The organism is Bacillus sp. COPE52 (assembly GCF_003355115.1).
GTDB classification, from domain to species: Bacteria; Bacillota; Bacilli; order Bacillales; family Bacillaceae_G; genus Bacillus_A; species Bacillus_A toyonensis.
The window spans coordinates 2,455,596-2,472,313 of record NZ_CP031292.1 but is presented as its reverse complement, the minus strand read 5'-3'; the positions used below and the strand labels follow the sequence as shown (position 1 = coordinate 2,472,313).

12 protein-coding genes and 1 pseudogene are annotated in these 16,718 nt (G+C 33.5%); 1 reads left to right on the top strand and 12 read right to left on the bottom strand.

Features of this window, described 5'->3' with window-relative positions:
- The 3 genes and pseudogenes from DPQ31_RS12225 to DPQ31_RS12215 form a co-directional block, all read right to left on the bottom strand.
- Window positions 1-1,044, bottom strand: a 1,044-nt coding sequence (locus DPQ31_RS12225; protein ID WP_222615862.1) for a M60 family metallopeptidase, incomplete at its 3' end; no start/stop codon positions are given.
- Window positions 1,045-1,560: 516 nt separating this feature from the next.
- Window positions 1,561-2,891 (bottom strand): annotated as a pseudogene (locus tag DPQ31_RS12220) (IS3 family transposase).
- A gap of 155 nt (window positions 2,892-3,046) precedes the next feature.
- Window positions 3,047-4,228, bottom strand: coding sequence for a DUF7018 domain-containing (lipo)protein (locus tag DPQ31_RS12215; protein ID WP_098820913.1), 1,182 nt, complete (start codon window positions 4,226-4,228; stop codon window positions 3,047-3,049).
- A 2,341-nt stretch (window positions 4,229-6,569) separates the two neighbouring features.
- Here DPQ31_RS12215 and DPQ31_RS12210 point away from each other — a divergent pair.
- Window positions 6,570-6,776, top strand: a complete 207-nt coding sequence (locus DPQ31_RS12210; RefSeq protein ID WP_098820914.1) for a hypothetical protein — start codon at window positions 6,570-6,572, stop codon at window positions 6,774-6,776.
- Between the two features lie 192 nt (window positions 6,777-6,968).
- Here the strand turns inward: DPQ31_RS12210 and DPQ31_RS12205 are convergent, their stop codons facing one another.
- From DPQ31_RS12205 to DPQ31_RS12165, 9 genes are all read right to left on the bottom strand, one after another.
- On the bottom strand, window positions 6,969-8,216 hold the full coding sequence (locus DPQ31_RS12205; RefSeq protein WP_208731959.1) for a hypothetical protein: 1,248 nt from the start codon (window positions 8,214-8,216) through the stop codon (window positions 6,969-6,971).
- Between the two features lie 13 nt (window positions 8,217-8,229).
- Entirely contained in the window at window positions 8,230-9,003 is a 774-nt protein-coding gene (locus tag DPQ31_RS12200) for a hypothetical protein (RefSeq protein ID WP_208731958.1), read from the bottom strand.
- A 178-nt stretch (window positions 9,004-9,181) separates the two neighbouring features.
- Window positions 9,182-11,236 (bottom strand): hypothetical protein, encoded by a 2,055-nt coding sequence (locus DPQ31_RS12195; protein WP_098657006.1) that lies wholly within the window; start codon window positions 11,234-11,236, stop codon window positions 9,182-9,184.
- A gap of 3 nt (window positions 11,237-11,239) precedes the next feature.
- On the bottom strand, window positions 11,240-13,021 hold the full coding sequence (locus tag DPQ31_RS12190) for a hypothetical protein (protein WP_208731957.1): 1,782 nt from the start codon (window positions 13,019-13,021) through the stop codon (window positions 11,240-11,242).
- Between the two features lie 12 nt (window positions 13,022-13,033).
- Entirely contained in the window at window positions 13,034-14,248 is a 1,215-nt protein-coding gene (locus DPQ31_RS12185) for a hypothetical protein (RefSeq protein WP_208731956.1), read from the bottom strand.
- A gap of 14 nt (window positions 14,249-14,262) precedes the next feature.
- On the bottom strand, window positions 14,263-15,210 hold the full coding sequence (locus DPQ31_RS12180; protein ID WP_208731955.1) for a hypothetical protein: 948 nt from the start codon (window positions 15,208-15,210) through the stop codon (window positions 14,263-14,265).
- 15 nt (window positions 15,211-15,225) lie between these two features.
- Window positions 15,226-15,975, bottom strand: a complete 750-nt coding sequence (locus DPQ31_RS12175) for a hypothetical protein (RefSeq protein WP_208731954.1) — start codon at window positions 15,973-15,975, stop codon at window positions 15,226-15,228.
- Window positions 15,976-15,977: 2 nt separating this feature from the next.
- On the bottom strand, window positions 15,978-16,358 hold the full coding sequence (locus tag DPQ31_RS12170; RefSeq protein WP_208731953.1) for a hypothetical protein: 381 nt from the start codon (window positions 16,356-16,358) through the stop codon (window positions 15,978-15,980).
- 92 nt (window positions 16,359-16,450) lie between these two features.
- Complete coding sequence (locus DPQ31_RS12165) at window positions 16,451-16,678, bottom strand: hypothetical protein (RefSeq protein ID WP_098000122.1); 228 nt, start codon at window positions 16,676-16,678, stop codon at window positions 16,451-16,453.
- Window positions 16,679-16,718: the final 40 nt, after the last annotated feature.

Genomic DNA, 16,718 nt, shown 5'->3' with positions numbered 1-16,718 from the left:
TTCTAGATATTGAAATGCTTTTGGATAAATTCCACTTTTCTCTAAGTTGGATGGTTGATTAAATGCTTTTTCTACAGAAAGGCTGTATATATTATTTTGTACTTCTGTCATATTATAAAACTTCCAGGGCGATTGTTGTCTCAAATGTCCTGCCTCATGCCAAGGGCCCCAGCCATCTGTTATAAATTTATTAATATCTAACACGTATTGGATTGCATCTCCTACATATGCGGTTCGATAAGAAGTTGCATACATATAATAATCGGGAGAATGATTTTCTTCTACGTAATGAATATAATGTTTATCTACTTGTTCTTCGGATAATCCAGCTACTTTGTCTTGAATTCGAGTAGCTTCATCCATCTTTTTCAATAGTTGTACAGGATCTGTATTAGAACCCAACAAATATTTCTTAACACGTGCAGGGCTGGCTGTAATTAATACACGTTCTCCTTTTAACTCCACTGCATGTGCATTAGGATATTGGTCCAGCATGTTTATTAAATCTTGTTTCGTATGCTTTCCTAATTCAAAGAAAGGCGTAGTCGTTCCCCCTGCTGTGATTGTTGTTCGAATGGTACCACCTTGTTGTTTATTATAAAAATATATCATCCCCCCATTTGGAGATTGGATTGTGTTTATACCAGGTTTTAATGTGAATGATTTTATCTTAGAATCTTCTCTCCAAGAAGCATCATACGAATACGTTCCAATATATACCTGAATATCTTGATTACCTTCTACATTAATCGTTATTTGTTCATTTGGCTTTGCATATAAACCAGTTGGTTCATATGGACTAAATGCCATATTTTTTCTTTCCTGTTGTTTCAGTACCTCAACATCCCCTTTTCCTGGGACCGTAAATGCTCTATTTTCTGATTTAACTGACTTTTCACTTTGCAGTGATGTCGATAAATTTTTTTGCTGCTCCTTTTGCTCCGCAAAGACATCCGATGAAGAAATCATTCCAGTCGCAAGCATAGTTACTGTAGCAGTGGCCGCAAGTATTTTTCTAGTTTTATGTTTTGAATTATTCCCCATATTATCTCCCTCATTTTTCCTTATCACTCTTAAGTTTTTTTGTTTTCTTCTCCATGTTTTTACAATCTAAACTATTCATACTATTTAAGTTGTGTCTATTACTCTATATTTTTTCATAAATATCTCCTTTTCTTTATGTATTATTGTATATAAATGTTATTTGATGACACATTAAATAACAACTTTACGATAAACTCATCGATAACAGCCTATTATGTTTTGATTCTGTATTCTAAACTTCCATCCAATTAGAGAAATATATCCAATTGGAGAAATAAGTAAATAAATTACAACATTTAAAGCTTGTGATCTCACGAAAAATTCATAAAACTTTTTTACTTTAAAGGTTTAAACAATTGTGACCACATTTGTTTGAACCTCCACAATTTTTTTCTAAGCTATTCTCTAAAAATCTTATTTTTCGTTGTAAATAAACCTGATTGGTACTCTTTATGCAAAAGAAAAGATGGAATCTTTAATAATCTGTACCCTTTGTAAAGGACATTTTGAAAAAAGTTAGGCAACATCAAGAAGATGATTTCTGTATCCAACAGGAGTCATCTTTTTTAAATTCCATTGATATCTATAATGATTATAATACGTCATATATTTCTTAATCTCTTGTTTCAATTCATTAAAGGACGCGCAAGGTTTTATATGAGCTTCATCTTTCAGATGACCAAAAAACGATTCTTGTGGGGCGATATCCCAACAGTTACCTCTTCTTGACATGGATTGTCCAAGGTTTAGCTTTTGATAGGTAGGGCTTGTGTAGTCGGATCCTTGATCTGAATGAATATAAGCACCTTCAGTCAATCGAATCCGCGGATTCCTTTTTAGTTTATGGAGAGTTGTCGTTACGAGCTCTAATGTCATCTGTTCTGAAACATGGTAAGCTAAAATTTCATTAGTTGAGCCGTCTAAAATTGTAGATAAATAGGCCCTTTGATTCTTACCGTAAACTAAATAGGTGATATCTGTAAGAAGTGTTTTCCCTGGGGTGTTTTGTTTAAATTCCCGATTTAATTGATTCGGTACTATTCGATGTTCTTTTGTAGCTTTAAGCATTCTTTTATAAGGATTCGCTTTGCGAACCGGACAAAAAATCTCGTATTTCTTCATAATTCTACGGATACGCTTTAAATTGTAGACACCTTGAAACTGACCCGCCAATGTCATCTTTATCTGACGAGCCCCCTTCTTTCTATTTCTAAATCGAAGTGCTTTTAATATGGTTTCCTTCAAGATTTCATCTCGATCACTCTTTTGTTTCCGTTGTTCTTGAGATGAAACTGAAAAGTAATTATAGTATCCCGAACGGGATACACCAGCTACTTTACACAAATGACTGACCATATTCCTTAAGTTGTATTTCATGATGACAGAACGAATCAAGATGAATTTCTGACTAGGTGGTAGTGTTATTTCCTTCTCATCCTCCCTTCCATAAGTTTGATTTTTTTAGCAATTCGTTTTCCGCCTTTAGTAAGTTTCGTTCGGCTTCTAAACGGGCATACTTTTCTTCTAACGTAAGCTCTCTCCTAAGAGTTCTTCCAGCGTTTTCGATACGTGTACCCCTTAAACCCAATACACCATTTTTTCTATAAGCAGCACGCCATCTACTTCCCGATGACATAACTCGTTTCATTCCAATCATATCTATATCAAAACCACATTCTTCAAAAATATTTCGAGGTAGCTTTCCTTTTTCATCTTCCTCAATAAAAATATGCTTAAATTCCTCTGTATAAGTGATACCTTTCTGACTTACAGATTTTACGTATAGGTTATTTGATAGAATTTGAATTTCTCTTTCTGTAAATAGTTTTTTTTGTCATTTCCAACATTCTCCGATCCCAATTTTCCTTCTATTATACAAGAAATACCCTATAGAATAGACTTTTTTCAAGTGTCTATTCTATAGGGTACATTTTACTCCGATCTTATCTTTTTTTATTTGTTAATTTGCAATAGGGCTACCGCCATATGCCCATTTTCATGATTAGTTCGTTTTACTTTTAATACTCTCAGTTGCTTTTTTAAATAGTTTCATTGCCTGTTCTGCTTTGTTATCTGCCTGTTCCAACTTATTATCATTTTGTTCTTCTAATGCTTCTGAAAGTAATTGCAGAGCATCCCAGTAATTATCCATTGCCTGTTTTATCTTTTTTTGTTCAACTTCTAACCCTTTAGGTGCCTCAAGGTATTTGATGTCTCTTACGTGTGTTTTTGCCATATCCAAACTCAATTGGATTTCACTTTTCTTTGACTCATAATCCTTTATATCTGAATGCCCTATATCTTGTATCAGTTTCATAACTTCATCCATCTTATTTGTATTTCCTACGATGGCTGCTTTGTATTTATCAACTTCTGAACCACTAACTTTGTCATTTAAATCTTCCTCACGATGCCCCTCTTTCGCATGTTTCTGGTTCTCTTCCTTTACCTTTTGCTCTACATCAGGGTATTTCTCGTTTATCCCATTAAATACTGTCTCCCATTTAGAAACACCATCATCTATCCCAAACATACCGTTTTGTATGCTTTCTTTTGCTTTATCCTTATCATATTCACCATCATACTTACGGTCATCATACTGTCTAACTGCATCTTCTACTTTTATTAGGTGTTTTCTAATCTCTTCTACCCCTTCTTGTATTAAGAATTGGTAGTCTTCATACTTTTTAGGTGGTTTGATTTTTTCAAAACGGTTTATGTCCAAACTAATGTGACTAATTAAGGAATCTATCTCACCTATGTAGACACCCTTTTCTGTAAATAATTCATCAGTTTTCTTTTCTAGTTTTTTTAAATGATACTGGAATTCTAAGTGTAGTTCAGTCAAACGATAAGGGTAATCTTTTTCAGATACCTTTACCTTCTCTTCACCTTCTGTGTCTGATACATTTGATTTACTTTCTTTACTACTTGATTCGTCTTCCTGACTTCCCTTTTCATACTCAATTCTAGACAATGCGTTTCTTAGTTGGTTTTCAATGTGTTCATCACTATAGTGCAATTTCTTTAGGTCAGATACCATTTTATCTGCATCATAATACTTATCTACTTTTCTATACTCTGACTGTGTAAGTCCATATGTATTTAATGTGCAACCTACTAGCATGAAACTAACACTTAACCCTGCTATTGCGATACCCTTAAATGATTTATTAATTTTCATTTTAAACTTATCTCCTTTTTCTTTTAATAATTCTTTTCTTCAGCAATAGACAGATTTCCCTGAGTTTCTACATTGTTGGCATTGCCTGCTGCTTCAGCTTCGTTTTCCTTACACTTATTTACTGTTTTTGAATTTCTTCTTTATAATTATAAAAAGGACATACCTAAGCATATAACTGCCAATAAGATATATCCTCTTATTATTTTATAATGATGGTAATTAATGAGTCAAAGTGGTTTTGCGAAAATTATATACAAAAGGCATAATTTATTGATTACTTGGCAATTTATGTTGAGTACTACAATGAGATACTAGTGAATATGCAAAATTACATATTCAGATTGCTATCGTTTTTGTTTTTTGCGGTTATTTAGGATTAATGATATAAAAAAAGCAAACCTATTGAATAAATAATACAAATCGATTGTTTAGTTACCTTAGAACTATTCGTAAAACAAACCAGCTGGTTAAAAAATTTGAATTTTTCATCAGTGTTCTTCAACAGTTTTCTCATACTTTGAAGCACCTTTTGTCTTTATTAAACTCTTTTTTCATCTCAATATTGTATTTTTTCATATATGCGTTGCTGCTCTTTGTAAAATGATTCCTCTTGATTGTAGTCAATTAATTCCTTTCCTTCGCCTCTAAGTTGTATTTCTTGTTCTTCTCTCTTTTGTGTAGCAGGTGTATTATACGTGCCTTATTATCAATAATTTAATCGTAGTCGTGCAATAGCTCCTTTATTTTTTCATGTCCATGCCCCCAATAATCATTTGGAATTACATTGCTAGATTCCATAACAGACTTGGGATTAGGGCCTTCTTGTTCTTTATTAGCCTTCTCATCTTTAACCTCAGTATTTTTAACACCATCTTGCTCTTTCTTCGTTACATTTCTATAAAAATCAAACGTTATAATCGTCGAATCCTCTCCACCATGAACTAATATCCGAAAATAGAAAATAGTTTAGTTGTCTCACTGAATCTAGGATTTTCCGCTACCTCTATGACTTTGTCGAAAGAAATTCCGACTTTAATTTGATCATACTGTTAATACATTTTCATTCACATCTTTATAATGCGGATATTTGTCATTAATTTCCTCACCCTTTTTCTTAAATTCCTCCACTCGTTGTACCTTGTTTTTCTTCTTAGTTTTTTTGATAGCCTCTTCGTCCTTAGACGGATTCGACTTTTCCTCTCCTTCCTGTGCAACTTCAATAAATTCTTATTTCTTGTATGACTTGTAATCCCTATCTTCCTTCACAGGGTAGGTACTAAAAATTGATATAGACCTTGTACATAATAAGAGTAGTTTCTTAAATAATATCGTATTAGATTTCATAATATAATTCCTCTATTACATTTATTGAATTGAATGTTTATAAATCCTCCTTTGGAAACACTGTCTATTCCCTCTGCACATACATTCTCATATAATTTTTTGTAAGACTCTTCGTTATTCATTACAAATCACTTTGTTTCTGCAGCACTTGTACATTCCATAACGTTTCAATTACATTAGTTTCATCCAAAAGTTAGTACCTTTCTCATTATTCACACTTAATCTCTATCAAATGTCTTGATTGTGTATCTTATTCGACAAAAATAATTGTATATAAAATGTACTTCCTTATTTATCTTACTTGATGAAATATTCGCTAGGCGTTCAATTAATGGCATGTAAAGCTTTTTCCCCTAATTCATTTTAATTATCTTATATTAAATTATAATTATATAAAATTCCCCTTTCTATAAATATTGTTATTATACTCAGCGTGTATCCTCTGGTATATCGTTTTACAGTAACTCTATTTTCTATACTTTTACCCTCAGCGGTTTCCTAATAATTTTATTTTTCTGATATTAACCTAACTAAATACGTATTATGTATAAAGGCTTAGGAAATAACTCTAATCCCCCCTTTCTAATATTTTGACAATACAAGGTTGCATATTCATGATGAAAAGGTTTTATTAAGTAAGTAAGTTACCCCGCAAGTTTGTACTTTCACATCTCCCGTGAATTCGAACTTGTTTCATCCTATCTACTTTACCTAATTATTTAAATTCCTCCCTAAACGAAAAAGACAGCCATCTTAGGCTGTCTTTTTCGTTTACTAAATAAAATTATAATAAAAATATTGTTGAAATGCTAAACAATCATATTGAAGCATTGATGCTACAATTCGTGTAGTTAAGAATAAAAGAGAAAAATGCTTATTCTAGTGATAATTCAAAACTTGATTTAAGGACAGTATAATATATAAATTTTTCTTACTTTAAAAGTATTCTAGCTGATATAATTTATGGGATATCTTAAATTAAGGAGGTACATAAGTAATGATAATAGATGTAATAGATATAATAGTATCTTTATTCTTAATAATTACCCATTTTATTAAATATCTCTTTTCAAGTGGAGAAAATAAACAAAAAGCAAAAGAAGAGCTAAAAGAAATTATTACTGGTACTGATGGAAAAATGTTAGTAGGTTTTTTTGGAGCGGCATTAGTTACAGGGATATTGTTTGTAGTATTTTACTTATAAAATTGATGATTATCCAATAACATATAATCAAGAACACGGTAATTATATTCCTCCTTTTATCTCTGGGGAATGTAATTATTATGATGATGTATGGAAAAATCACAAATTTGTTTTTGTTGGTGAAAACGATGAACCATTTAATAAATTAAAAGAGAAGGGAGCACACCATTTTGGTTATGCTCCCTTCTCTTTTTAAAGCACTTCTAATTCTTCATGTCGGTAAGGCAATTCAATCTCGCGTAAGATTGGTACCTGATTCCCTGCTGTTTTTAAAAGCGTTTTTACATATACAGTTTGAATTGGTTGGAAAATATCTGTTGAAAAATCAAACTTCTCCGTTAGTCCTTCATCAAAGTACAATTCATGTTTTACAGTGTAATCATTAAATGATGGACATCCAACGGGTACTGTTACCTTTGGCGTATTTACATTTGTAAAACGACGATCTGTTCCTTCTAAAGAGAACTTTGTTGTGAATTCCGCAGTATCTTGGGAATATTCACGGTATTCAACAACGATGTCTTGGAATCCATACATAAAAATTCGTTTGTTATCATGCTTAAACCAGTAAGGTTGTTTTACTTTAATTTGTAGTTCTGTTACTTGTCTTCTTGGGAATGAGAATACTAACTTACCAGATTCAACAATCTCTTCTGGAATTTCTGTATTGTTTACCTTTTTAATTGGGTAAGTTTCAATACGCCTCCACTCTCCATTTTGATTCTTATATTGAATATCAAGAATACTCATAGAGTACTCCGGAGATGGATGAATAGTAATTGTGTTTGTATAAATGTTATTAGAAATATTTTGTGGAATTTTCACATGAATTAATCCATACACTTCTGTTACGCATTTGTTTTCGTTTGATTCAGATTGACGAACCCAGAATGAGTTCTTATCTCCATCAAATGCTTTAGTAATACCACTAGAATCTACTGCATAGAACTTGCGTTGTTTTGTTTCTTCATCAATTGGCTCTACATCTGAGGACTCAAATACACTTACTTCTAGGTTGCTAGGCAATATGTATTCTCCTAAGTCATTCTTATAAGCAATCTTATCATGAGCTCTAACAACAACTGGGGTAACAATTCCGTGAAGTGTATCTATATTAATGGGATTATTTGCATTTGAGGAAATAATATTGCTTGCATGATAGAAGGATCGAGTTAGGATACTCTCCCCGTCTACACTGTTATTTTGGTAATCCTTTTCTAGCTCATATACCCGTCCTTCTAACTTCTTTAGACGGTTTTGTAAGAAGTAATTTTCACGTAAAATATGATCCATATTTTCAGAGATTGTGCCATCATGACTATTAACAATATCAAACAAATTTGTAATATCAGTCTGGATGTCATTACGTAGTTTATTAAACTCTTCAGAAGAGCTAGGCCCCTTGTTTAGATTCGGATTTCTTAATGTAATCGGGCGCATGTACTCACCTTCCCTATCGTATCGAATTAATTTTTTCTTCTAGTTCATCAACATTTGGTTTAATAACCATGTCGATAGATGAAGCTTGAATTGGTGTTTCATTAAAGTAATATATCTCAAGATCTTTTATTTCAACATTTTCCGCCTTTAACTCTTTCGGTTTTTCATGAACGTTTATATTAATTGATACCGATTCAGCATATTGGAAACGTAACACGTAATCGATAGTGATAAATTCATTACTTTTCGCTAAAGGAACCTTCCTTGTGTCACCATTCTTATCTGGTCCCATACGCATATTGTTCGAACCAAAGGAAAAGTCTGAAGCACCACCTGTACTTCTTACCTTCATTCGAATATAAAGCTTGTCTCCTGGTTCTACATAAAGAGTACTAAACATTCCTACTGGATCTAGCAATCCATTTGAAGAGAGCTTAATTGCGTCACTCACTGCTGTTTTTGTACAGCCATTTAAAGGGCTCCAACTATCTAATTCAGGAATAGGAACTGTTCGTGAGTAATCAATTTTTTGAAGTGTGGAAGCCGTAAATAAACTCGACTTCCCTACTTCCCGATCACCTGTCATGATAGAAATGAAATTATTGTGCATTTCTTTTTTGTGTCCATCTTTATGTGTTGCTTCATTTCCTTCTGTAATGTTTCCTAATAATAAAAGGTCGTGGGCAGATTCAAGAACAAAATTCGTATATTGGGAAAGCTCAGTAACACCACGGTAACGAGCATTGGCTTTATGGAAAGAAGGTTTATATTTCTTTTCTATTTTCATCTCTTTGCCATCCCTTTCATTTATTTAAGCTTTAGATAGGTATTTCTCTTTAATACGGTTGTGTAAATTACCAACACATACGTTTTGTCATTTCTAATTGGGACAGTACTTACCTATTTTATTCTAAGACTTGTAACAAGTATGTCTTAGCATTTCTTTACCCATTGATAACTCTTCACTAACTAAATTGTAATGTATATCGACGTAATACAGGTGTTGTATACTGCCCTACTGAGAATTGTTTCATAACGATTTTTAATTGAATATTTCGGTGCTCTACTTCATCCACATAGTCATAGTAAAAATCATATGTTACACCCGGTAGTGAATGATTAACCACAATATAAACCTTTCCATCTTTCTCATAAAGAGCGTACTTAGACCAATCGTTGTTCTTTGTGTTATATCGTAAGTCGAATACGGATACCTTTTCCAGGAACTGACTTGAAGAATAACAATGAGTACTTACACGAATCGGATCAAATCCTAAATCAATCGTACAGTCCTTATTCAAATTCTGTACATACACCAACACAGTTAGATCATTCCATCCCTGTTTAAATTTGTAGTTTACATTAGTTTGAGAAGAAGGGATTCCTTCAAATAACTTTTCTCCATTTAAGAAGATGGCAATCGGTTCTGTAGATGATGGGATTGTAGAAAGTACTTGTTCTTTTCCTTCATAGAAAATACCCATTCCATAATACAGTTGCGTATGTTGTGTGAATTGTTCATCTTGTAGAATCAGTCCTCGATTCCCTTCCTGGATTGGTATTACATTTCGAACGATATCATTTGATGGCTTCTTCCAATCATCGAGAGAAGGGATATGGGTTTCACCAAAATTCTCGACTGTCTTCTGAACACTCCAAGCATCTTTCCCCATATACAAACGCTCTGTTCGCGGAACGATTTTACGCTTCTCAATAGAACCTAATGAGTAGAATGCGACTCCATTTGCTTGCAGTTCAATAATTTCAGATTCTTGGCCACCGATATTCTTTCGAATGCCCAAGTTTGTTGGACTAGCATGAACAACATATTTAAAATCAATTAGGTTAGGTGCTTGTGCAGTATCCCTGTTAACAGGAGAAATCTGTTTCCAGCTCTCTTCCCTATCATCTACTCGTACAAAGTACTCGATATCCGTACCGTCCGGAATCTCTTCTTCTGTAACCAATGATACTTTCCCAATAGAGAATGTCTCATCTGTTTTTGGCGTAAGAAATTTTGTAACAACCTCTCCTCTTTCTGGATAACTTAATTGGAAAAATTGAATTTTTTTAACTCCAAACAAGTACTGATATGAATAACCTTCAGGATGGACAATTTCTTTATCACTTTCCTGTTTGCGAATCCAAATTCGCATATTCTTCATTTCTGTTGTCGGGAAATAAAAAGATACATTATTCCCCGTCTGCTTACCATCTGGATAATATGGTAAATGGAAATAATTCAGTTCATCTAGCGTGAATTCAATATACACAGTAGCACTTTTAATTGTATGTAGGCTTAAATCAATTCGATTCAATACCTGTTTATCATTAAATTTGATATCTATATATCCATCAGCTGGCCCTTCCATTTTAGACAACCATACTTCTTGGAACGTTTCATTTGTATTTACATTTAATGCTTGTTCAATCTTCCCTGAAATGGGAATCTTCTTAAATGTACTTACAGAACTCTTTGGCATAACGAACTTAATTTCACTAGCAGGATTAATTAAAAATGAGGTATTCTCCTGTTTTTTAAGTGTGATTTGATGATTTTTTATATCGATAGATACATTGTCTTCTGAATCAATTTTAGATAGGTCATCAAATGTATCAAAGATACTAGCTAAGTAACCTGTCTTTCCATATAGCAAAATTTTCTCTTTTAATTCCGATTCTAATCTTCTAGCTTCATACTCTAATCGATTCTTTTCTACTTCAAACCAATGAAACTTTCCCTTTAGCTGGTTATGAACAGCAATTGTATTTTCGTAAAGAATCATCAAATCTTTTTGAATTCTTTCAACAACTTCATTAAAAAAATCAGACTCAGCTAATTCACCATTACGAATACGCTTAAATGTATACTCAGGAGCACCTAATTCTTGATCTCTTAATAGTTTATTTAAACGAGAAGCGAATTCCTTGGATGTAGGAAGATTTCCCTTTCTCAGTTCTTCTTGAAGGATTTGGTTTACCGCTACAGTAAAACGTTTTTGACGAATATTGATAGACATCCCCTACACCCCTTTCTGTTCGGTAAGAATTTTTAAAGCAAAGTCTTCAACGAGTGGTGTTGTATGAAGAAGAGGTATTTCATCTTCTGTTGTTTTCTCCGGTCTCTTCATAATGATTTTTAACCTTACTTGCTTTGGAAGTTCTTTTAATTGAAGGTTTTGTTTGTAAAGAGCAAACGCATTTTCAATATCAGATTCGTTATCATTAACTGAAAGCACCTTTGCAGGGAACTTATCGTTTACTGGGTGCTGATGTTGTGGGGAAATTCTATGCCAGTCTATATCATCGAAAGAAACAAAGTATTGAATCCAATCATTGGATTCACTTACCTTCTCTTTGTATCTAGCAGGAACTTTTTCATTTGCATATAGAAGTACTTTCTTAATACCATCTTCAAGTAGAAATGGTTTGCTAATATATTCACTCGTTTCAGCGAATTCGAAACTCATAATGTCGATGTCTCGAACTCCTATAGCGTAACGCCAACCTTCAACAGCTTCTAATACCTTTTTAATCTCATAGTCGCTATTAATAGTATGGATGCCGTATTTTTCATCAACAATATTACTTGGCACCTCCTGTATGCGAATACGTGTAAATGAAGTAGAATCTTTTTTTCTTCTATAGAATGCTTCTTGTCCTAATAATTCTTTATAAGAATTTGGTTGTTCTAGTACGAATTCAATATATTTTGCTTCTCTTGATGGGAAGCTCCAAACACCTTGGCCAGAAAATTTTGTTTTAGCAAAGTTTTCACTACCATCAAATAAATCCTCGGCTCGATAGCTTTGAGGTGTTTTATTGATTTCTTGGTTTAATACAAATTGGTCTTTTTCGAAAAGACCTTGGTATTCAATACCGTCATTAGATGTTCGAATAGAATATACATTAACTGTACCTGGGCTACCTGCAGCATGATAAGGATTTAAATTAATCCAGTTGATTGTCTCGTTCTTAGGTAATTGAACAACAATCTTTACACGTAGTAAGTCACCATGTTCCTTTCCCTTTGCCCATTCAACGTCGTAATAGAATGATTGTTTCTTATAACTTTCTGGGATGTTTACCATTTCAAATTCAAATACAGTATCCGGGTTTCCATCGATTAATGCTTTCGGATCATCATTCTTAATTTGAGAAGAAACATACTGGTAATTTTCGAAATCTGAATCTGATTGAACTTTACGAGATAGAAAATAAGTTCCTGCAATTCCATTACCTTGAATAGCTCGAACTTTACTTCCTATGCTTCTATTTAAAGCATTTGTACGACGCAGTGTTAATACACCTTCTTGTGTATGAATCATGCTTCTGTTCTCTACTGGAGTTAAAGCAGGATCCACATTATCGTAATTCGTAAACGATTCTTTTAAATAAACCGTGTTAGGGGTTGTTTCTTCAGTTAACATTTGAAGGTCTGATACGACCCCATTAATACTGCGCACGATAGATAAGATTCTATCTTTCTCACTCTGAGAATAATTAAAATAATCTACCAGGTATGTAGCAATGGTATTTAGTTCTGAGAATAAAATACCTAAGTCTTTCTCCATTTCCTTGTTGTTATCATAGTAATCCTCAAGAAAAGGTAGTTCTCCATACACAACTTTACGTGCCTGGAATAAAGGCTTACCTATACAAGATTGATACCGGTAAAAGATTTCATCTGCTAATTGAGATACTTCTTCTTTTGTAGCAGAACTATTTAATCGTATTTTCGCTTGCTCCAAAAGATATTCTCTTTGTTTCTCTAATATTTTAGATTCAATAACAGGGGCATTCATTCTTGCACCTCCCTACTTCATGACTTTAAATTTTAATTGGTAACTATCGACCATTGGCGTTACTACTAGTTCATCACCAACGTTTTTACGCAAAATAACTTTTAATCGAAAGTTTGTCACTAAGTAATCGTAGTGTACAACCACTGTAGCATTACCATGATTTGTTGCTTCATTATAATAAAGATCCGATCGATTAAAGCTTTCTGTGAAAATGAGTTTATTCTTCTCTTGCTTATACTCAAATGTATTGTAAACAGAATCCGGAACAATGCTATACTTATTTAAAAACACATCTTTGTTAGTTTTATAATCTGTACGGTTTTTTGTTGTAAATTCATTTTTGCTTGAATAAGAGATTGGGAAGAACTCTTTTTGTGTCTTTCCCCCTTCTACTACAATTGAACCATTCGTTAGAAATACATCAATTGGTCTGTAATCACTTGTATTCGGATCATAACTCTCTTCACTGTTCACTTGTTTATAATCAACATATGGATACTTAGACAGCTTAATTGTATTGTTATAATCAGTTCCATTTGGGAAAGACTCCACTTTACGAACCCTTTTAGAAAATCGATCTCCTACCTTAACTGTCCAAGGGTCAAATAAGTTTGCGTTTGGTACATAATCAATAGTGTAAATTGAACTATTATCATGAGGCACAGCCAACTGAATAGCAGCTCCTCTTTCTGTAAAGTACCAGTCACTCCTATTCATTAAAATATTATTGCGGTATACTCTTGTATTATCTTCATCACTAATGTCTGCATGGAATCGAAGTCCCGCACTTGAGCCACGGAAGAATAGCTTTTCACACTTCACATTCCTTGTACCTTCAGGAAGGATTGAAACCCAATCATTAAGTGAAGGATTTTCTTCTAATGAGATGTAGTATTCAATAGAAGTGACTCGATCTGTTGCCATCCCATTTAGCTCATTAAACAGCGGATGGTCTTCAAAGGTAGATAATGAAACCTCTACAATATTCCCCTCTACTTCAATTGGTTTTGTAACAAAAATTCCAGCTTGTTCATACAAAGAATGATTTAATTGAAGGTTCTTTATTCCATATTGGTAAACATATTCTGTTGAACTATTTGTACGATTACTTGAACCAATTCCTTCTACGACTGGAGGAAGCGGTCCAGGTGTTGTACTACTTGTAGTACTTTGACTTTGTAGTAAAGTTGTTTTTGGTTTACTTGCACTTTCAAAACTGTTAACCATCTAAATCCTCCTTTCTATCGTTGTTGGCTATCTAAAGATCTTTTGGCTTGTTCAAAATCACTACGGTATAAATTCATAGGGTCCGATGAAATAGATGAGTGACTTACATTAATGTTTTGGTAACTATCTAAGATTTCTTGATGCAGCTGAATACCAGATTTAGAAGAAAATAATTGGTCTACATATTCTCCAACTGCAGACTCATAAATAGATTGGCTTCTTGTTGAAGCTTGATCCCATAACTCTGCTTTCATTACTTCTTCTTCCTTCTTTGATTGGTCTAGTAATGTATAAGACTCTTGTTTAATGATTAAATAGAATGTCTTTGCAAATACAGGAGAGAAATGAAGATAGATCGATCCATTTGTTTGAACTGCTCTTGAAAGAGGAATTTCGTAAGTAGTCGATTCTTCATTTTGGTCAACTTGATACATCAATGAGAGTAACTCGATTGGATACTCTGTAAAGAAATCAATGAACAAATGATTTACGGTTTTAGGCTTGTCTAACGTGATTTTTAGCTTGGCCATAACACCTTTTCCGCTGACTTTTTCTGTTTCATCTACTACATCTGTTTCTAACGCAGAGAAGAAATTATAAAACTCATTTACTTCTTTAAGGGCGATTTCCGTTAAATCAATATAGGTCAAACTAGTACCTGTAAAGTCTGTTTCAAAATCATACCCATATGAAACAATTTTCTTTCCCGCGAAGTCCCAAGAATAAGGATAGTATTCGATTTTATAAAGTAATCGTTTTAATACTTCCGTTAATCTTGGTCCAGCTTCTACAATCGGGCGATCATCAAACTCAGCATGTTCATAATCACTATTAGGAGCAACTAGATAGATACTAAAATGCTCTTGTCGATTGTATGGGTGCATAAATGTCATTTCCCATAGTCCTTCAAATTCAGATACGGATAATGAATAATGTTGTTCAATATAAATGGGAGTAGGCATTCTCTTTCCTCCTTTCTATAGTTTTTTTATTTCCGTATAAGCAGGTGCATTCGTTTTAACTGCTTGCGCCCAATACGTTTCAAGTGAATCATCTATTGCATGTTCCAATGGATGGTTTTTATCTGAAATGCTATTTGGTGCTTGATACATAACTTCAATCTTTGCAGTTGTCGCCCCATTTGAATTTTGCATTGTGTTCTCCACTTCTCTGATAGGTAGTGCTAAATAGTGTTGATGAAAACTACGATTCAATGATGCGCTTTGTAAAGATTTACCGTCGCGGTCTAAGAATAAATGTGCATATTGATCATGATCTGTTTCCATGTACAAACTCTTTTCTTTTTCTTCAAAACCGTATGTCTTTACGACTAAACCATCTTCTCCTTTTGCTTTGAGGTTTAATTCCTCAACACGAGTAGAAAGTGAGTCCACTTCTCTTTTTACATCATCTAATGTTCCTCGAAGAATTCTGTCGTAATTCGCAATTACTTTCTCAATAATAAGATGTGAGTTATAAAGTCTCTTTAAATCCAGAGCTACATTCGAGTGAATTTGGTTAAAATGTTCGGCATCGACTTTTTCACCCGTTGTCGTAAGAGTCGTAACCTTTTCTTTTCTATTTGCAAGTTGTTGAATAAGTGCTTCGAACTCTTCTTTGGTTATGACTTTTACATCAAACAAATCCATATTTTCTTGTAATAGCTGCTCTACTTCTTTACGATCATAATTAGGTAGAACAGATAAATAATTATTCAAATATTCCATATCTACACCTCCTTATGTTGGATATAAACCCAAGGACCTGCCTGTTCACTATATCGATTTCGTATCCGAATAGCAGGACAAGCATTATCGATGGTTGTTTGTTGAATATAAATCCATTCTCCTTTTTCGTTTCTTATTCTCATAGGAGATTTACTTATCTCTAAAGCAGAAGCTAAAATTGATTCAATTCTTCCATATTGCATTTCGCTGTAATGAAAATGTCCATATTGATTTGTCTTAGTCGTTCGTTTCATAACAGGTTCCGCTTTCACTTGGAATGCATTTGCTTTTGGAGTTTCCTTTCTGGTCTCTTCTTGAATATAAACCCAGGGGGATTTTTCGTCTGTTGTAATAGAACGAATTCGGATTCGTAGCTGTGTCATTCAGAAACACCTCCAAAATATAATAAGAGGGAGCTATTGCTCCCTCATGAACGTAACCATTCGTATATGACCAGTCAATATATAAGTTATTGTTATGCTACGACTTCAGCTTCTACTATTTCTTTTGTCGGAACCGCAGGTGGCGCAGGGGGTGCTGCATGTCGCATCATTTCTTCCTGAAGCTGCTGTTCTTCGATAGCTTTTTGTTTTAGAAGTGTTTTGTATTTAACATTTTCACTGATTAACGTAGTAATTGTTGATTCATATTCTTTTATTAGTAGATTTACATCTAAATTTGTTGTATTCCCTTGTTGATTCATTTTGTCTTTCCTCCTATTGAATATTTGGAACATATTATTT